Source organism: Peribacillus sp. FSL P2-0133 (assembly GCF_037975445.1).
Lineage (GTDB): Bacteria > Bacillota > Bacilli > Bacillales > DSM-1321 > Peribacillus > Peribacillus simplex_E.
Window position 1 is genome coordinate 2666787 of the sequence record NZ_CP150254.1, and the last position, 17934, is coordinate 2684720.

20 protein-coding genes and 2 pseudogenes are annotated in these 17934 nt (G+C 35.0%); 17 read left to right on the forward strand and 5 right to left on the reverse strand.

The genetic code is table 11. From position 1 onward, the window contains the following. Positions 1-2: 2 nt before the first annotated feature. The 13 genes and pseudogenes from MKY17_RS12770 (at position 3) to MKY17_RS12830 (ending at position 9331) form a co-directional block, all read left to right on the forward strand. A complete protein-coding gene (locus tag MKY17_RS12770) occupies positions 3-461 on the forward strand; it encodes an SMI1/KNR4 family protein (RefSeq protein ID WP_339202055.1) in 459 nt (152 codons plus the stop codon). Positions 462-581: 120 nt separating this feature from the next. After that, positions 582-1535, forward strand: a complete 954-nt coding sequence (locus MKY17_RS12775) for a DNA/RNA non-specific endonuclease (protein ID WP_339202058.1) — start codon at positions 582-584, stop codon at positions 1533-1535. A 2-nt stretch (positions 1536-1537) separates the two neighbouring features. Continuing rightward, positions 1538-2005: an antitoxin YezG family protein gene (locus tag MKY17_RS12780; protein ID WP_098372185.1), complete on the forward strand. Its 468-nt coding sequence runs from the start codon at positions 1538-1540 to the stop codon at positions 2003-2005. Positions 2006-2491: 486 nt separating this feature from the next. Then, positions 2492-2904 (forward strand): annotated as a pseudogene (locus tag MKY17_RS12785) (RNase A-like domain-containing protein); the annotation flags it as partial. 17 nt (positions 2905-2921) lie between these two features. Next, positions 2922-3220 (forward strand): annotated as a pseudogene (locus MKY17_RS12790) (contact-dependent growth inhibition system immunity protein). 172 nt (positions 3221-3392) lie between these two features. Continuing rightward, positions 3393-3713, forward strand: coding sequence for a hypothetical protein (locus MKY17_RS12795; RefSeq protein ID WP_339202061.1), 321 nt, complete (start codon positions 3393-3395; stop codon positions 3711-3713). Positions 3714-3743: 30 nt separating this feature from the next. Beyond that, the gene (locus tag MKY17_RS12800) at positions 3744-4307 is read left to right on the forward strand and encodes a DNA/RNA non-specific endonuclease (protein WP_339202063.1); all 564 of its coding nucleotides are present in this window, start codon (positions 3744-3746) and stop codon (positions 4305-4307) included. Then, positions 4308-4793 carry an immunity protein YezG family protein gene (locus MKY17_RS12805; RefSeq protein WP_098372187.1) on the forward strand — a complete coding sequence of 162 codons (486 nt, stop codon included), beginning with the start codon at positions 4308-4310 and terminating at the stop codon, positions 4791-4793. Positions 4794-5350: 557 nt separating this feature from the next. Beyond that, positions 5351-5617 (forward strand): hypothetical protein, encoded by a 267-nt coding sequence (locus tag MKY17_RS12810; RefSeq protein WP_286177111.1) that lies wholly within the window; start codon positions 5351-5353, stop codon positions 5615-5617. Positions 5618-5976: 359 nt separating this feature from the next. Continuing rightward, positions 5977-6564: a hypothetical protein gene (locus MKY17_RS12815; protein ID WP_286177112.1), complete on the forward strand. Its 588-nt coding sequence runs from the start codon at positions 5977-5979 to the stop codon at positions 6562-6564. 2 nt (positions 6565-6566) lie between these two features. Then, positions 6567-7031: a hypothetical protein gene (locus tag MKY17_RS12820; protein WP_098372188.1), complete on the forward strand. Its 465-nt coding sequence runs from the start codon at positions 6567-6569 to the stop codon at positions 7029-7031. A gap of 562 nt (positions 7032-7593) precedes the next feature. Then, positions 7594-8502, forward strand: a complete 909-nt coding sequence (locus MKY17_RS12825) for an endonuclease/exonuclease/phosphatase family protein (RefSeq protein WP_098372189.1) — start codon at positions 7594-7596, stop codon at positions 8500-8502. Positions 8503-8782: 280 nt separating this feature from the next. Next, the gene (locus MKY17_RS12830; protein ID WP_098372190.1) at positions 8783-9331 is read left to right on the forward strand and encodes a GNAT family protein; all 549 of its coding nucleotides are present in this window, start codon (positions 8783-8785) and stop codon (positions 9329-9331) included. Between the two features lie 627 nt (positions 9332-9958). Here the strand turns inward: MKY17_RS12830 and MKY17_RS12835 are convergent. From MKY17_RS12835 to MKY17_RS12850, 4 genes are all read right to left on the reverse strand, one after another. Next, positions 9959-10873 carry an iron-hydroxamate ABC transporter substrate-binding protein gene (locus tag MKY17_RS12835; protein WP_098372191.1) on the reverse strand — a complete coding sequence of 305 codons (915 nt, stop codon included), beginning with the start codon at positions 10871-10873 and terminating at the stop codon, positions 9959-9961. 1774 nt (positions 10874-12647) lie between these two features. Next, positions 12648-12929 carry a hypothetical protein gene (locus MKY17_RS12840; RefSeq protein WP_098372192.1) on the reverse strand — a complete coding sequence of 94 codons (282 nt, stop codon included), beginning with the start codon at positions 12927-12929 and terminating at the stop codon, positions 12648-12650. Positions 12930-12939: 10 nt separating this feature from the next. Next, complete coding sequence (locus MKY17_RS12845; RefSeq protein ID WP_098372193.1) at positions 12940-13329, reverse strand: hypothetical protein; 390 nt, start codon at positions 13327-13329, stop codon at positions 12940-12942. Positions 13330-13342: 13 nt separating this feature from the next. Then, entirely contained in the window at positions 13343-13708 is a 366-nt protein-coding gene (locus MKY17_RS12850) for a DUF2089 domain-containing protein (protein ID WP_098372194.1), read from the reverse strand. A 549-nt stretch (positions 13709-14257) separates the two neighbouring features. Between MKY17_RS12850 and MKY17_RS12855 the strand changes: the two genes are divergently transcribed. The 3 genes from MKY17_RS12855 to MKY17_RS12865 all read left to right on the forward strand — a co-directional run bounded on the left by MKY17_RS12855 (position 14258) and on the right by MKY17_RS12865 (position 15058). Further along, on the forward strand, positions 14258-14473 hold the full coding sequence (locus tag MKY17_RS12855) for a hypothetical protein (protein WP_098372195.1): 216 nt from the start codon (positions 14258-14260) through the stop codon (positions 14471-14473). Between the two features lie 102 nt (positions 14474-14575). Further along, a complete protein-coding gene (locus MKY17_RS12860; RefSeq protein ID WP_286177114.1) occupies positions 14576-14704 on the forward strand; it encodes a hypothetical protein in 129 nt (42 codons plus the stop codon). Between the two features lie 21 nt (positions 14705-14725). Beyond that, positions 14726-15058 (forward strand): M15 family metallopeptidase, encoded by a 333-nt coding sequence (locus tag MKY17_RS12865; protein WP_286177115.1) that lies wholly within the window; start codon positions 14726-14728, stop codon positions 15056-15058. 507 nt (positions 15059-15565) lie between these two features. On the opposite strand, the gene MKY17_RS12870 is transcribed toward MKY17_RS12865, so the two are convergent. Continuing rightward, positions 15566-15880, reverse strand: coding sequence for a hypothetical protein (locus MKY17_RS12870; protein ID WP_098372196.1), 315 nt, complete (start codon positions 15878-15880; stop codon positions 15566-15568). Positions 15881-16164: 284 nt separating this feature from the next. Here MKY17_RS12870 and MKY17_RS12875 point away from each other — a divergent pair, with 284 nt between their 5' ends. Continuing rightward, positions 16165-17769, forward strand: coding sequence for a phosphodiester glycosidase family protein (locus MKY17_RS12875; RefSeq protein ID WP_098372197.1), 1605 nt, complete (start codon positions 16165-16167; stop codon positions 17767-17769). Positions 17770-17934: the final 165 nt, after the last annotated feature.

Genomic DNA, 17934 nt, shown 5'->3' on the forward strand with positions numbered 1-17934 from the left:
AAATGGAATACAAGTTTGAATACACTTTTAAAAAAATTTCGGTAAGTGAACTTGAAAATTTTGAGAAAAAATTTAATATAGTACTACCGAAAGATTTTAGTAGGTTTTTATTATCTAATAATGGCGGAAAAGCGGTAAATAGAAGATTTCAAACAAAAGATCATACAATCACTTCCTCGATTATACTATTTTTTCCTTTATCAAGTGAAATAGATGAAAATCTAGAAAGTAATTTCATTAAGTATAATGAAAGCAAGATAGTACCAAAAGATTTTCTCCCTATAGGATTAGATCCGGCTAATAGTTTAATCTGTTTATCTTTAGATAGAGAACAAAAAGGTAAAGTATATTTTTGTGACATGGACTATTTTGAAGAAGATAACGAGTTAAGGAAAGAATTTATCAAACCGATATCTGGAAATTTTAAAGAGTTCATGGACAATTTACTTGTCGCCAAGTAAAAACAAATACTTAATTTTGGGAAAAAATAAATAATATGTAAATAAACCAAATCTTAACTGATTTAAGTTAAAATTTGGTTTATTTTGTATTTAAGGTCAAAAGGATTATAACCATGGCTGGTGACAAAAGGCTTTAGCCTCCTCCAGAAAACCGAATACGGGATATATGGACTCCTCGCAGCCAACGGCCTCGGTGAAGCAGTCACCGGCAAAGACATGTTCGGCAACCAGCTAACCGAGGAACAGCGCCAGAACGGACTGTTGATGGCACTCGGAATCAACGGTGTGGCAGGTGCGGCGAAGGTCGCTGATAAAGTAGCGAGTGGTACAAAGTTCATTCCTTACAGCAAGGAATTTGCGCAAAAGCAGGTTCAGAAAGTTCAAGCCTTCGGCAGAAAAATTGGCAAAGTGGAAGTGCCTCTCCGTATTAGGGTCGAAGAATTAGCGACGGCTTATGGAAACAACTACAAGCATGTCACGTTTGATAAGACGACGATTCAGGATATTGTACAGAAGTTTGCGGTGAAGAGTGATGGTGGTAAGGGTACAGACAAAGTAGTTCTAGCAAAAGGATCCAATGAAATTACAAAAGTGGAGTATGGAAAGCACTATACAAGAGAGCGAATGAAGAAAGTATTAAAACCGAATATTGAATATTCATCCCCTGGAGGTCATGTATATAAAACGGATGAAAAAGGTCGGATAACAAGTGTAGAAGGTTCTCTCGACTTAGGCAGTGGCAAACGTAACAACTATGCACAACGAATTGCTGGAAGAGAAGATCGCTTGCCAGATGATCAAGGAGGTCACTTAATTGCCAGTATATTTAAAGGATCTGGTCATCTAGACAACCTTGTTCCTATGAATGCAAATCTGAATATGGGGGAATGGAAAAAACTCGAAATATCTTGGGCAAAAGCTCTAGACAGTAATCCTCCTAAAACAGTTGAAGTGAAAATTACTCCAGTTTATAAAGGAGACTCGAAGCGGCCCGCTAGTTTTAGAATAAATTATAAGATTGATAATAGTCGTTGGGAGAGAAGGATTTTTGAAAATAGATCAGGAGGTAGGTAAGTATGAATGAAATTAAACTTAATAGTATTTATCAACAAATTGCTCAAACTATTAATGAAACTATACCAGAGGAATGGTCAAAGGTATTAATGTACGGTGAAATTGCTGACGGTACCGGTACTGCTTTCTTTTTTTATTATACTCCTAATAGTGAAGTTCCTATTTATAGTCATGATATACCTGAAATATATAGTTTAATTGAAGAAGAATATGATAAATTATGGTATCAATTATTAGATGAATTGAAAATATTGTCAGATGAATTTAAAAATAATATTCAAGAACAATGGACCAATTTAACTTTTACTTTAGAAAGTACAGGAAAATTTAAAGTTGACTATGATTATGAAGATCTATCAGATGCAGATGATCACGAAAGAAGGGTTATTTGGGAATATACTCGTTTGGGTCTTTTACCTGAATCTGAATATGATAAGAGTATTTTAGAAGAATACCTTAAGAAAGAATGATGTAGGGCAAGAAAAGCTTGTTCGTATGACCTTAACGCAAAAGTTAAGGTCTTTTCATTGTTGAAATAGAATATGTATCATCTCAAGTTATATCGGTTACCTCAGAAAAAAGGCAGTCAGGTCAAAAAAAACTTTCTTTAGAAAATATATTGATTTACTTACCTCAGGTAAGGTGACTTAGAAAAAGTAACAAGTGATACAAAGTCCGTCCCTTACAGTAAGGAATTTGTGCAAAAGCAGGTTCAGTATGCAAAAGCTACAATAACAGACATAGCGAGATCAGGAAAAACCACGTTAGAAAATATAGGTGAAGAAATAGGTAAAAAAGAAATCCCTAAACGGATAAGTGTGGAACAAGTTTCCCTCGCAGGAGGACCAAGCCTTCGCCAAGTTGTGATGGAAAAGCAGACAATTAAGGAAGCCTATCAGAAGGATAGCAAAGTAGAGGGTGTTTCAGGGGAGAGTATTTCTAAGGGCATAGATCATGTTAAACCAGGAGATAAGAGTTCTCTTGCACCTGGTGGCGGACTGGCTGTACATGAGTCAAGAGGTGGGCATTTGATTGAAGGACATGTTGGGAAAACAGATGAAGAATTATTAGAAAGAATAAGAAGTAATCCAAGAATTACTGGTTTTTCTACTTTTATAGTAGGGCAACAGCTGAGAAAGTTGCTTATACTGTCTTAAACAACCCCAAAAATATTGAGAAAATACAAAAATGGCTTTCTGACCCTAATAGTAGACCTACATTACCATTTAGATACAAGGGTGATGGAGAGGTAATTGGTAGAAGTGTATCAAGAAACTCCGAAGTTGTAGAGAATGTTACAAACGCAAAAATTGTACTTAAAAAGGATTTAAATGGTAATTTTATACTAACAGGATATCCAGGAAAATAAAGAAGCGAGGAATTTAAATGGACGTAAGTTATGATTACTTAGAAGAGTTAGAAGATTTTTTAGGTGGAACATTCCACCAGGATATTAGTTCGCCTGAACAAGCATTAGATGAGTTTATAAACGAAGCTAATAAAGAATGTTTGCTTTTTACAGTAAAGTATTGTGACAAATTTTAACAAGTAATAGAACAAAACAAGAAAAGGAAAACTATATTCAAACTAATGCTGAATTTTATTTTCCCGCAATTGGATTAACTCCTATAGAGTGGCTTAATAATGTCGCAGAACAAATAAAAGAAGCTGTGAACTCAAAATAGAATTTTTTTCGTAGAAAACCTTGGGTGGAAAATAAAAGGACCTTAACATAAGTTGTTAAAGTCCTTTTATTATAAATAACTGAAGGACTTTAGCCTCCTCCAGAAAACTGAATACGGAATATACGGACTCCTCGCAGCCAACGGCCTCGGCGAAGCGGCCACCGGCAAAGACATGTTCGGCAACCAGCTAACCGAGGAACAGCGCCAGAACGGGCTGTTGATGGCACTCGGAATCGGCGGTGTGGCAGGTGCTGCCAAGGTCGCAGATAAAGTAGCGAGTGGTACAAAGTTCGTCCCTTACAGCAAGGAATTTGCGCAAAAGCAGGTTCAGAAGGTTCAAGCTACAATAACAGACATAGTTAGATCAGGAAAAACCACGTTAAAAAATATAGTTAATGAAATAGGTAAGAAAGAAATCCCTAAACGGATAAGTATGGAACAAGTATCCCTCGCAGGAGGACCAACCCTTCGCCAAGTAATGATGGAAAAGTAGACAATTAAGGAAGCCTATCAGAAATTTACGGTGAAGGATAGCAAAGTAGAGGGTGTTTCAGGGGAGAATATTCCTAAGGGTACGAGTAATAAAACCAGTCAGATTCCAGATGGTATCATTAGGGACGGAAGTCATTTTTCAGATGAGTTTAAATTAAAGCCAAATGTTAAATATGAAACAAATGGATATAGATATCAAACAGACGATTTAGGAAGAATTGAGAAGGCTTCAGGAGAGTTAACGTTGGAAATGGGTGTTCGTGATACCAAACATCAGTTAGCTGCTGGAGGGGATGAGAGAATAATAGCTCCTAGTACTAAAGGGGATCATGGAGGACATTTAATCGGTACTCAATTTAATGGTTCTCCTCTTATCGATAATATAGTTGCAATGAATGGTAATGTTAATGTAAGTGCTTATAAAAAACTTGAATATTCTTGGGCAAAAGCTTTAAGAGAAGGTCAACATGTTTCGGTAGATATAAAACCAATATATGAAGGGCAGTCTTTACGACCAAGTAGATTTGAAATAAAGTATAAAATTGATGGTAAAAAATCTGTGGAAGTCTTGGAAAACATATATGGAGGTAAATAAATGAATAAAGAAAAAATGGAGCAACTATATCAAAATATAGGACGACAATTAAATTTTATTATTCCTGAATCTTGGGACAAAGTATTATTATATTCTGAAGTAACAGAGTGGAGTAATCGAACCTATTTCTACTATTATCCTCATAATAAAGAAACACCTTTTTATAGTTTAGATATTGAAGATATGGATAATGTTAATGAGGATGAAGTTAATAGACAATTACACCAATTATATGAATCTCTAAGAGAATTATGGGATGAATTTAAAAATCAAAAACAAGAGCAGTGGACTAATTTAACATTAGAATTGACATCAAATGGAAAATTTAATATTGATTATAATTATAGAAATTTAGAAAATGATGATAGCTATGAGCAACAAGTAATTTGGGAATATGAAAAATTAGGCATAATGCCAAAAGCGAATAGAAAACGGGATTTCAAGATAATTGAAGAATATAAAAAAATTAAGAATACTACTAAATAAACATACCTGTTAATAAAATTTTAATTTATGGTTGACTATGGTTAAGATAATCTTTCAGATGCAGATAATCACGAAAGAAGGGGTATTTGGGAATACACTTGCTTGGGTCTTTTACCTGAATCTGAATATGATAAGAGTATTTTAGAAGAAAACCTTAAGAATGAATATTGGAGGACAAGAAGAGCTTGTTCTTTTGTATGACCTTAACGCAAAAGTTAAGGTCTTTTGTCTTTTCATTGTTGAAATATGAAAATGTATCATCTTACTCCATATCAGGCTCCTCAGAAAATAGGCCGTGAGGACTTAAAATCATATAGATTTACTTCAAGGCAAGGCGGCTTAGAAAAAAGGTAGCAAGTGGTACAAAGTTCATTCCTCACAGCAAGGAATTTACGCAAAAGCAGGTTCAGAAGGCAAAAGCATTCGGTCGGCAAATTGGCAATGTGGAAGTACCTCTTCGTATCAGGGTCGAAGAATTAGCGACAGCGTATGGAAACAACTACAAGCATGTCACTTTTGATAAAACGACTATTAGGGATATAGTACAGAAGTTTGCAGTGAAGAGTGATGGTGGTAAGGGTTTAAATGGAACTGGAAGTAAATCGGGTATTAACATTGGAAAAGAGGATTTGGAAACTCTTAGAAAAAAACTAGGTGTTCCTAAAACTCAAACAATTGCTATTGGAAAAACAGATGTAAAAGGTTTAGAAGGTAAAATATTTGAGGGTGGCTCACCTAAAGTTAGAAAAGAAGCAGGTTTACCAAGTTTGGATGAACTTTATCCTGGTCGTGAAATTAAAGCTCCTTATAATAGAGCAATATGATATGAGTATTTTAGAATACCTTAAGAAAGAATGATGTAGGGCAAGAAAAGCTCGTTCTTTAGTATGACCTTAACGGTAAAGTTAAGGTCTTTTCATTGTTGATATGAATATGTATCATCTATCGGCTCCTCAGATAATAGGCCGTGAGGACTTAAAATCATATAGATTTACTTTAAGGCAAGGTGGCTTAGAAAAAAGTAGCGAGTGGTAAAAAGTTCATCCCTTACAGCAAGGAATTTGCGCAAAAGCAGGTTCAGAAGGTTCAAGCTACAATAACAGACATAGCTAGATCAGGAAAAACCACGTTAAAAAATATAGGTAATGAAATAGGTAAGAAAGAAATCCCTAAACGTATAAGTGTGGAACAAGTTTCCCTTGCAGGAGGACCAATCCTCCCCCAAATTATGATGGAAAAGCAGACAATTAAGGAAGCCTATCAGAAATTCACGGTGAAGGATAGCAAAGTAGAGGGTGTTTCAAGGGAGAGTATTCCTAAGGGTACGGATGAAGTTACACCTAAAAAGAAAACTGTACCGGATTGGCTTAAAGAGCGATGGGAAGCAGGTAATAATTTTAATAAGGAAAATCGTCCTCGTTACCCTTATAATGAGGTAGAGTTGGAAGCGAAAGAAGTAGGCGGCAAAAAGTACGTAGTTGATTCATATTCACCCAATAAGGAAATAGTATCGAGAAAATTCACTCAACTTAGTGAAGTGCAAGAAAAGACAGCTAAGAGTTACTTAAATGAAATTACAAAAAAATATCCTTCAGGCTCTAAAATATCAAATGGCTCTTTTAATCCAAACGCTCTCAAAGGAGGGCGACTTAAAGGTGAATTAATATTAGAAGTGCCAGTTCAAAATAAACTAATTCCGCAAACAATTCTTGATGAAGCAACAAAAAACAGAATTATTATTAAGGATATTAATGGGAAGGTGTATAATTGACTATGAAAGTTTATTATTGTGACGAGTGGTCAGATATCAAAAAAAAGCCTTGGAACATTCTTGATGAACGTACTGCATACACATGCCATCAAAAACATGAACCATATACGGCGGTATTAACTGAAGATGAAAAACCTCAATATATTGTAAATGTAACAAATGAATGGGTTTCGGTAAGTTTTTATGATGATTTCACTCGTAAGTATCTAAATTATGACTTTGAAGTTATGAATGATGGAAAGATTTTTTTAAGAACAGCAATGTATTGGGAATATGATGATGAAACTGATAAGGAAGTAAGTAGCTTGATTTTGGGCTTCCGAGAAGATGGCTATATAGCAATGGAAAAGAGAGACTTTACAACCGGTTCAGTCGAGAAACGCGAAATTAGCGATACCCTTGAAAGAAACTGGGACGTATTTCCTGATTTTGGTCAGTACATTCATTTGTGCAAAGAGGAAAGATAACGGGTTTAGAGCACTCTCCAGTGCCGAAGCTAGATATACAAAAGGTTGTCATATATCAGTAACACATAAGGCAAGTGAACTAAAGATAAATAAAATATTGAGTTAGACAAAAAGAAAAATGATACTTATATATTGCTAATGAGTGGTTTGAGGAGATAAAAAATAATAACCTTTAAATTGTTTACAATCGAAGATACGCTGTAATTTGAATTCATGACTCATGAAGGTAGTACCATCATGGAGTTATATAACAATGTTCTGCTAAGGAAATTAACATGTTTGTTGGTATAAAGATAGGATTAGTAATGAATTAATTTATATAACTAGCTATATAGCACCTGATTGCCTTTTAGGGCACCAGGTGTTTTTTTTGAGTCTTTCTTCAAGCCTAAATTACAACATACTTCGTATATTTCATCTATTTTTTTCTCTAAAACCCTTAATACTACACAACTATTCCCTAATTAATATAACTTTATGAATAATTAATCTCTTTCTAATAATGATTACACATATAATTGTTATGATTTTTTTGTAATACATAATTTAGGAGGAATTATAGATGAGAAAAGTGTTAAAACCAGTTTTTTTATTGGCATTAGTACTATTGTTAGTAAGTAACATCTTTTCAGGAACATCAAATGTGTCAGCTTCAGGGAAATCAGGACAATCATCTGAGGTAGATGTAAAGGTAATGACGTATAATTTAAGGTATTTGAATACTAGTGATCAATCACCACATACTTGGGCAGAAAGGATTCCTGCAATAAAAAAACTTATACGAATGGAACAACCAGGTATTATTGGAACTCAGGAAGTTTTATATCAACAACTAAAGGACATAAATGCAAAATTACCTGAATACGAATGGATTGGTTTAGGGCGCGAAGGAGGAAGTAAAGGAGAATACTCGGCAATTTTCTATGAAAAAGAACGCTATACTCCTCTAGAGTATGATCACTTTTGGCTATCAGATACACCAAATGTAATTGGTTCCACTTCTTGGGGAAACACAATTCCACGTATGGTAACATGGGCGAAATTTTTTGATGAAAAAAGTAAACAACAATTTTATGTTGTGAATACTCATTTTGACCACAAATCTGCAAATGCTAGAGAGAAGAGTGCAGAATTAGTTTTACAAAAAATTAAAGCATTTGATCCGAAGCTCCCTATTGTATTTACAGGGGATTTTAATGCAAATCCGGATAGTGTTCCTTACCAAAAGCTAACAAGTGAAGAAGCATTTGATGATTTATGGGTAACTGCTGAGGAAAGAATCAATGAACACCTTGGTACCTTTAATGGCTTCCATGACCCAACTGGCGGAGGACCGAAAAATCGCATAGATTGGATTCTTGCAAAAGGAAACGTCAAAGCGAATACCATTGAAATTTTAGATTATTATAAAAATGGACAATTTCCAAGTGATCATTTTCCTGTTATAACGGATGTAACATTTTCTTATTAAAACAATTAAAAGAAGTCTCAACCCTTTGTTCAAGAAGGATTGAGACTTTTTCACTTTATGCTGTACAGCCTTATACCCATCAAGCTAACTTATATAACTTAGTGCTTTACCACAGATCAAAATACTAAGCTGTTTTGGTATAGAATGAATGGTTTCTTTGGTGTGCTCATCTTGATAAATAAAGACCGGAATAAAATCGAACTATCTAATATGGATAAGGAAATTTATGTTAAAATTATTGTGAATGTATTAAACTTTTATTTTGGATAGGGGTAAAAAAATGATTTATAATAAAGCAGAAAAAACAATTGAAACTGAACGATTACTTCTGCGTATTTTTAAAGAATCTGATGCAAAAAATGTTAGCAGAATGTGTAATAATTATAATATTTACAAAAGCACATTGAATTTACCATATCCCTATCCTTTAGAATGTGCTCTTTCGTGGATTGTAACTCACGAGCAAAACTTTGAATTAGACAGAATGTATGAATTCGCTATAACAGACAAGAATAGCGGACAGTTATATGGTGCTATCGCTATTTCAAATCATAAACAACATAAAAATGGTGAAATGGCTTACTGGGTAGGAGAAGAATACTGGGGAAATGGATATGGAACCGAAGCAGCAAAAGCAATGATAGACTTTGTTTTTAAAGAGAAGAATTTTCATAGAGTTTATGCACGTTATTTTAAATCGAATCCCTCATCTGGAAAGATAATGAAAAAGTGTGGAATGGTATACGAAGGTACTCTAAAAGATCATTTTTATAAAAATGACTCTTTTGATGATCTTGTTTTTTATGGCATTATTAATCCGATGAAATAAGTAAATAACAGACCCTTTTGAAAAAGGGTCTGTTATTTTTGTTTTATCCACCGAAGAAAGAGAATAAAAGGAAAGCAACAATATTTACGAAAACAGCCAATACTAAGATACAGATTAACGGCCAAAATTAGAGTGATTCAGCTTTTAGAACTTCGGAAGTTGTCAAGGTAATCGTATCGAATATGTAAGTGGAAGCTAAACTTCAGTTTCACACTATTTTAGATCAAGTGTTTCCTGGATGCCGAAAGGTTTTTGGTGACTTATTTTCAAAGTTTTCATAATTGATGCTCTTTTCTTAAGCAACTATCAGAGGGGAAATTTGAACTTGGACAAAACACGAGTAATGGTTTACTTCATTCTTTTTATGGCTAAAATTTCCGATAGATTATTAAATGGGTGAATTCATCGTAAGAACTCATAATCAAATGTTTATAAAACGGTAACGCTTTATCGAAAAGAAAGAGACTAGCGGTCAAGTACGGTCTATCAAGAATCCTTTGTTGAGAAGGAAAGAATGGACGTTTAGGAATGTTAAAAAATAAAGCTGCAAGCCATTACGTTATCCTCTTTTTTTAAAAAAGAAAAGAAAGAAGGAATTCTTAATTAAAGAATTCCTTCTTTGACATACTATTTGTTAAGAAATGATTTTTCGAAAAAATCTAGAAGATGCTCTAGAGTGATTGGGTCACTGTATGTGGATGCTTTACTATTTATTTCAAATATACGATCGTTCTTAACTGCAGGTATATTTTTCCATGTTTCGGTTTCCACAAATGAATTAACCACATCGGGATTTTTACTAAAGATAATATAATCTCCAGTATACTCAGGAAGCACTTCCGATGAGAGGACATAAATGCCGGATTTAAGTGCTTTTTCTTTTACTTTTTCAGGCATTTTCAAATCCATTGCTTGATACAATATTTCTGTCCCACGTGCATAATTATTTCCAAATACATAAAACTCTTTAGCATCATTTTCAATCACAGAAACGGTTGCATCTTCACCAATTTTTGCACGTATCTCTTTTCCTGCGGATGCTGCACGCGTTTTGAAATCATTAACCCATTCTTTTGCTTCCTTTTCTTTATTTAAGAGTTTTCCGATTTCTATTTGCTGTGATAAATAATCTAATTTCCCCCAAGTGAATACTACAGTTGGAGCAATTTCATTAAGCTTTGCAATATTTTTCATCTCGGATCCTGCTATGATAAGGTCCGGTTCCAGTTCAATGATTTTCTCCAGGTTATCTTCTGATACGACTTCCACTCCCTTTAGTCTATCTTTAAAAAGGGGATTCATATTAGTCCATTGATCTATCCCGACGACATTACCTTCTAAAGCCAATACATTAGGTCCATTAGAGAGAGCAATTATTCTTTTGGGGTTTTTAGGAATCTCAACAGGACCTGTTTCTGATTGATACGTTATTGTTTCTTTTTTAGTCTTGGATGCATTATTTTCGTTCGCTGTCTCTTTGTTCCCGCAAGCACTAAGAATAAGTACAAACAAGAGCAGGAAGGGTATGAATAGCTTTTTCATTCTGATTTTCTCCTTACTAATTATAGTGTAGGTTAAAAACATATCAAAAAAGTATCTAATTAATAATGATATTCATTTTCAATGACTACATCAACATGTTAATAGGAATGATAATCATTGTCAATAACTTTCGCCAGATTGCTAAACTCTGTGAACTAAACTGTCACCCTTACTTGTAGAAACATGTTTGAGGCCGGCACTACATGGAGGACAAGGGGTACTGGTAAATAAGTAAAGAAGGAAAAAAACTATGAATCGGTAGTTGCTCTAAATGTGGCGAAGGAGGAGAGCCAAGGTAAGGTCAGGGATTTTTAGACAGATCAGAACCATTTTCAATAAGGCACTAGTGAGGAAGTGGATCAATTTATAGGATTTTTAAAAGAAGTCGTTGAGAGTTTTAAGTGTTCAGCCATAAAAAATGTCTTTAAAGTAACGTCGCTGTCCTCCAAATCTCGATATACGGGTTCGCTTGGGGCTATCAATATGCAATACCGAGGTGCTGTTTATAAAGGCACTGCCTTACTTGTACTTATCCACTAAGTCGAGGGGGAAAATTTCAATAAGGCCGGATTTGTTGAATTTTTGCTAAACCGTGAGCCTATTTAGCAAAATCTAACTTTCTTCGGATAAAACTTCTAATGTTTAATCTATGTAGTCCTTGCATTACAGTTTCCTGTATTTTCACTTTCGGATAAAGTACCCCTCATTTTGGCTAATAAGGGTTACTTGTACGGAGTTAAAACTTTTTTTTGATGGAATTTGTGTAAAATTCCATTTATCACTTAAAGTTGTTTACATAATTATATTATGGACTATTAAATGAGGGGGCATATATAGATGACCTTCTGGAAGTATAGAAAGGAAGAAATGCATTTAAAAAGTTAAAAAAAGGACTTTTAATCGTGTTTGCAAGTTTTTAACTATTAATACTAAACATCTCGTCATCGGTTTCAACTCATGAGACCAAAATAAAAACAAACGGTAATAACCGGTGTCAGTATTTGCATTCACTTCTAAACTTTTAGCAACTTGTCCACACCTTCCACCAGTCCAAGCATATACAATAGTAAGGAGGGTGTTAGGATGGAGATAAATTGTTGTTTTGAGGAAAAATGTTTTGAGGACAATGATCCCAGTACAGTATGGTTTCCTGGAAAGCGTTGTAAATGTAAATGCAAAAAAAACAAACGCCGTAATCATTAAAAGAATGAAGCAACTGTAAAAAGTTGTTCAACAGAGGCAGTCCTAGTGGCTGCCTTTTTTATTTGGACATGCAGTTGTAGATTAGGATGCATTAGTGCAAATATAAAGATGAAAAACACTCAACCGTGATGGCTGAATGTTTATAAGCCAGTCTTTCTTAAGGGTATCCCTGCTTAATCATTGGAGGTTGAAAATATGGAACAATACGAATGAAAATTAATCGAAAGCTGAGGATTGGCGATGTGTGCTGGAGGCTGGATGATTTTTGGAACTGAAGCTGTCACTTTAGGAGATATTTTGCACTATAAATTAAATATGCCCAATTTTGTAGCTTTAAAATAAAGATCGATTAAAAAATGTGTTTTAAGCTTTATTTAATAGCAAATGTAAAACCCCATTTTGAAAAAGGATTGATTCAAAATGGAGTTACTCTTTTTAGCTAAGTATGAGATTTTTATAAGTTTGATTTATGTCCTTATTCCACTAAAGCACAAGTTTGTTTAAGTGCATTATTCACATCAATCCTCTTTAAATGGAAGGGTATTTAAATCAAGGTGTATTCTATATTAAATTATAGTCTAACCTTAACCTCAGTGCCGTCCTTAGCTTTGACATCTACTAGCACGATTCCTTTATAATTTTTCAGTTCCTTGACGATAGGCTTTAGCGTTTTTTTGTCTATTAGTGGAAAGGTAAAGTCCAGTTTTTTTCTTTCAAAGTGCTCTTTTGTCCATTTGTTTGCATTTTGCTGAATAAATTTTGAAGACAAAATTGAAATAACAATGTTTAAAATAGCATATGGAATTGGGATGGAAAACCGAACGTCTTTTGCTTTCACTTTTACATGCATCATAAGCAAATCACTAATCAATGATGACCGAAACGGTATCCCCGTTTGCCGATTTAATATCAACAATTTGGCCATCTAATTCGTTTTCGATTGCTTCAATAATAAGGTTTATGTTTATATCTTTAACGTATTTTTCCGATTGAGGAATACTAGCTGCGATGCTGTGTCCAGCCATTAATACGACCTTGACGAGTTTTATAGGCAAATTGACCGTGACGTTATCATTTTCGGCTGATACAACACGAATTTTTAATGTTTTATCTAAATATTTAGTCGGTTTTTCAAAGAGCTTATTACCTGATTCTTCTTTCTCTTTTAATACTTGAATCAGTTCTGATCCCTTATCTGCATCAATCTTCCCTTCTTGAACCATTGTTAACACTCTTGTAATTTCCTCTTTCATGATAAATTCCTCCTTAATCCTCTTTTAAGAGCTTAATAGCTTCTTCTGGTGTGATTTCGCCATTCTCCAACATGGTGACAACTTTTTTCTCGTCTATTTCATTTTTCTTCTTCTGCACATATCCAAGGGATGAAATGATGTCTGTTAGCTTGCCGCGAACCGTTGGATACGAAATCCCCAGTTCCTTTTCAACTTCTTTGATATTTCCTCTGCATGTTAAAAATACTTCCACAAAATGAAGCTGATCCTTTGATAAGGATGCCAGCTTAGATAATTCAAACTCATTTTCAATCGTAGTGTGACAATGAGAGCACTGCAACTTTGTAATTTTCAATGTTTCACTGCAGACAGGACAATTTGTGATTACTTTATATGCCATAATGAAATTCCTTTCTTTTATTTGATTCGATTATATAACAAGAGATCAAAAAGATAAATAATAAAATTAAAATTTTTGATCAAAAAAATCAATAATATTAATTTGTTATTTAATATTATTGATTACCTGTTTTAGTAATTCATTAAAATATTATATTTACCATAGTGGTGGAAATTGTAGACATTCGTCTTGGTGAAAATACATAATGAGCAAGATTACTTAGACAATGAGATGCTGAATCCCTGGATATTTGAATTAATATTCCACCTGAGGATGATTCAGCAGTCGTAGCATTGATATATTATTTTGTGATTTAGAACTTGAAAATTACTTAGTCTATATTTTAGTTATTCCAGAATAGGGTGCTTTTGTTGAATAAAACTTAGATTTTTAAACGACTTTATTGTTATATTTTTAAGTACAGTGAAGTATCTTATATCGAAAATTAAACGACTATATTTTAACCCCGTCCTAAATTTAGAACGGGGTCTTCTTAGCCTGTTTTTCCTGTATAATAATACTATATTTTACATTCAGGAGGAATTATTTATGGACCACGCCAGCAGTTTAATAGGGCTTTTAGCAATCATACCGATTTTGTTTTATCTGGGACTTATTGTTTTAAGTGTTTATTTCATAATTAAAATAATAAAATTCATCAATGCAAAGACAAGATTAGATCAAGAAAGAAATGAAAAGCTGGATGAATTGATAAAAGTTATTAGCAAAGATAAAGATAAAGAAAATCAAAATAAGCCATTATAAAATAAAAGCACAGTCCCATTAAGGGTTGTGCTTTTGTTATTTTACAAGAATTGTATGGATGATTTCCTAATAAGTACCATAACATATTAGGAGGTGATAAAATTGACAGTTAAATTAGAAGCTTTATTGAATCGTTCGGAAAAGAATATGGGCAGCGGAATTCACCCAGTCGTAAAAGAATCAGCATTGGAAATGGTTAAACGGGCATACGAAGAAGGCATTTTTGTCTAAATCAGCGCAGGTTATCGGTCTATGGAGGAGCAAGCAAAGCTATATGGTCAAGGTCGCCTAGGTTATATCTACGATGGAAAAAACTATAGTGATTTATCGAAACCGAGAGTGACCAACGCGATGCGAGGTCAATCTTACCATAACTATGGACTAGCCATTGATTACTTCATAGTCAGCGATGATGGAAAGAATGCCATATGGACTGTTGATGCAAAATGGAAACGAGTAGCGGCTATTTGTAAATCCTGGGGCTTTGCATGGGGCGGGGATTGGTCAAGCTTTAAAGATTATCCGCAATTTGGATATGACGGGCGGAATAACTTATTCTCAGTGAAAAGCGGGAACAAAACCTAGACTGATATCAAAAGTGAATGGTACCACTCCACCAGCAACATAAGTCGAATCGGAATTCATTGTAAAAGATACGCCTGCAAAGGACAGCCGCAATCAGACTATCAAGTCCATCCAAAAGACATTAAATAGCCGCTATAATGCAAAAATAGGTGTTAATGGGATATGGGGACACCAAACAAAAGCGGCATCACCTAATGTTAGGGAAGGGGCGAAAGGGAATATCACCTATATCCTTCAAGATGCACTTTATTTGGAAGGGCAAAATCCACATGGCATAGATGGTATCTTGGGAAGCGGAACGGAAATAGCGGTTAAGGGCATTTCAAAGGGCCAAGGGAATAGCTGCAGACGGTATTGCAGGTGAAAATACATTTTCAAAACTATTTGGATAATATATGAAATTGAATAAAACTATAATGCTTAAATTCAATTGGCTTAGAAAAAAAACCCTAAAAATGAGGGCTTTTTTTGTATGAATAAAAAATGATTTTTATATTAGCAGTTTTTTTAAAAGTAAATATCCCAATCGTTCAAGAAACGTAGTATAAGAAAAGTAAGAATACATACTGGGACAAGAAATGTAACCGCATTTACGATATGGAAGTACTTTAATGCGGAATGATTTATACCCTTCACTTTAATCACTAAATAGAAGAATGATAAGGTTGCGATAATTGGGCATAGCAAGCCAAAATCTGTTAAAATCCTTGAAATTGGGTAGTTCATAATACTAAGTCCTATGATGAATGAAGCAAGGCAGATAACATTGATAACCGACAAAATGGTTGGTATTAATAACAAATTCTTTTTTACTTTCTCCATTTATTTACCTCCAAAGTGATAATCCCACTCGATATCTTATAATATCCACTGATTAGGTAGCAAGGCAAGGTTAAGGCTTTGTTAAAAGTAAAGGTTGATCTACTGAGTACAAAGGAAACATATTTAAAAGTTGTCCTTTCACAATTATGAATTGTAATATTTATCGAGCATTTATACTCATTTTTGTTCACTTAAAATTGACTGAAATATAATAGTCTTTTTAATTTTCCATCACATTTAGACAATAAAGTTAAAGGAGGACATAACTTTATTGGAGGAAAAATATGAAAAAAATATGGAAAAAGCAAATTTTGCCTATCGCCTCTATTAGTCTAGCGTCATTGATGATTGTAAATGCGATTCCAGAAACTCCAGTTCAAGCAGAATTGAATGTTCACTCACAAGTGCAAATGAAAAATCATGTGCTTCCGCTGGGAACGTCTACTTTGCATGAGCGAAGAACTTCTATGAATCCAGCACCAGGAGTGACGTATACAAAAATCAATCGTGGTGAAACATCTTCTAAAGACTATTTCACAGTGGATGTGGCATTTCTAGAAGCACAGAAGCAGGCAAAGATATTGTTGGGAAATTTAAAGAGAGACGGTTTCAAAAATGCTCGCATTATAAGGGAACCGGATCGGGCCTTGGATGACCGGGAAAAAGGTCCACTTGGATACATTGTTCGCATCGGCCAATATCAGCAGGAAGCGTATGCAGCCGAAATGAGAAACAAGTTATCGGAAAAGGGATATTCGGGTCTACGGACTGTGTTTACGGGTGAAGACGGAGAGAAAACAACAGGGCCATGGGTAGTGAACGTAATTGAAGTGGATCAGGATCGATTTCAAGGGCATGTGGTGCCTGAATTAGCAAATGATGCAGTGATAGGAAAAGAAACATTGACCCAAATGACTGACAGAAATGATGCCATTGCAGGAGTTAATGCGGGATACTTTGTTGTTGGAGCCAAGGATGGTACACCAGGCGATCTTGCCGGTATATTCGCCAGCAAAGGTCAACTTGTCAGTGAAGCGATAAATGGCCGTTCAGCTCTGATTTTATCTTCTGTTGAAGAGAAGGCAAACATTGCATCTGTTTCCACGTCAATTCAGGCTACTTCATCTGATGGTGCGGTTAGGGAAGTGGATGGATTAAATCGTAAGCCGGGATTAATCCGCAATTGTGGCGGTGTTGGGGGAGATACGACAACAGAACGGCCAAAACATGATTATACTTGTATAGATGAAAGTGAGCTTATCCAATATACATCCGTATTTGGAGAAAAGACAGAATCGGGCGATGGTGTGGAAGTGGTAGTAAATCATGCTGGGGAAGTGATGGAAATTCGTAACCATCGCGGGGGAATAATTCCAAGCAGCGGTTCTGTTCTTGCGGGAACGGGGGAAGCGGCAGAATGGCTTCGTGGCCATGCCCAACAAGGGATGAAGATTCAGGTGAAGAGTGAAATCATCGGGGATGGAAAGCTATTAAAATTAGACCAAACCACTAGCATGATTAACGGAGGTCCTCGATTATTGGAAAATGGAGAAATTTCCATTAATGCCTTAGAGGAAGGCTTTCACTGGGAAGAAGATCCTGGGTTTTATTATCGTTTTGGGGAACGTCGTAATCCTAGAACGCTTGCAGGAATAAAAGAGAATGGCAATCTATTATTTGTCACCATCGATGGACGCGCACCCGGATGGAGTTTGGGGGCAAATTTTGAAGAAAGTGCAAAAGTCATGAAGTCATTAGGAGCCGTAGATGCCATCAATCTTGACGGCGGCGGATCGACGACCATGACAGTTGGGGCTGACCGAGTCACAAGACCGTCTGACGCAACAGGTGAACGCCCGATTGCCGACGGAATATTGATAGTAAAATAATAGATGAACATGTAAAGGAGATAAAGAGTAACTTCTTCCATATATTTAGAAGATACCTTTAAGTAGTGATATTAGTTTTAGTTCAAACCGGCCGTCACGAATAAACTAAAAAAACTCTTCAGATTTTTTTCTGAAGAGATTTTTTAATAATAATGGGATCATCCG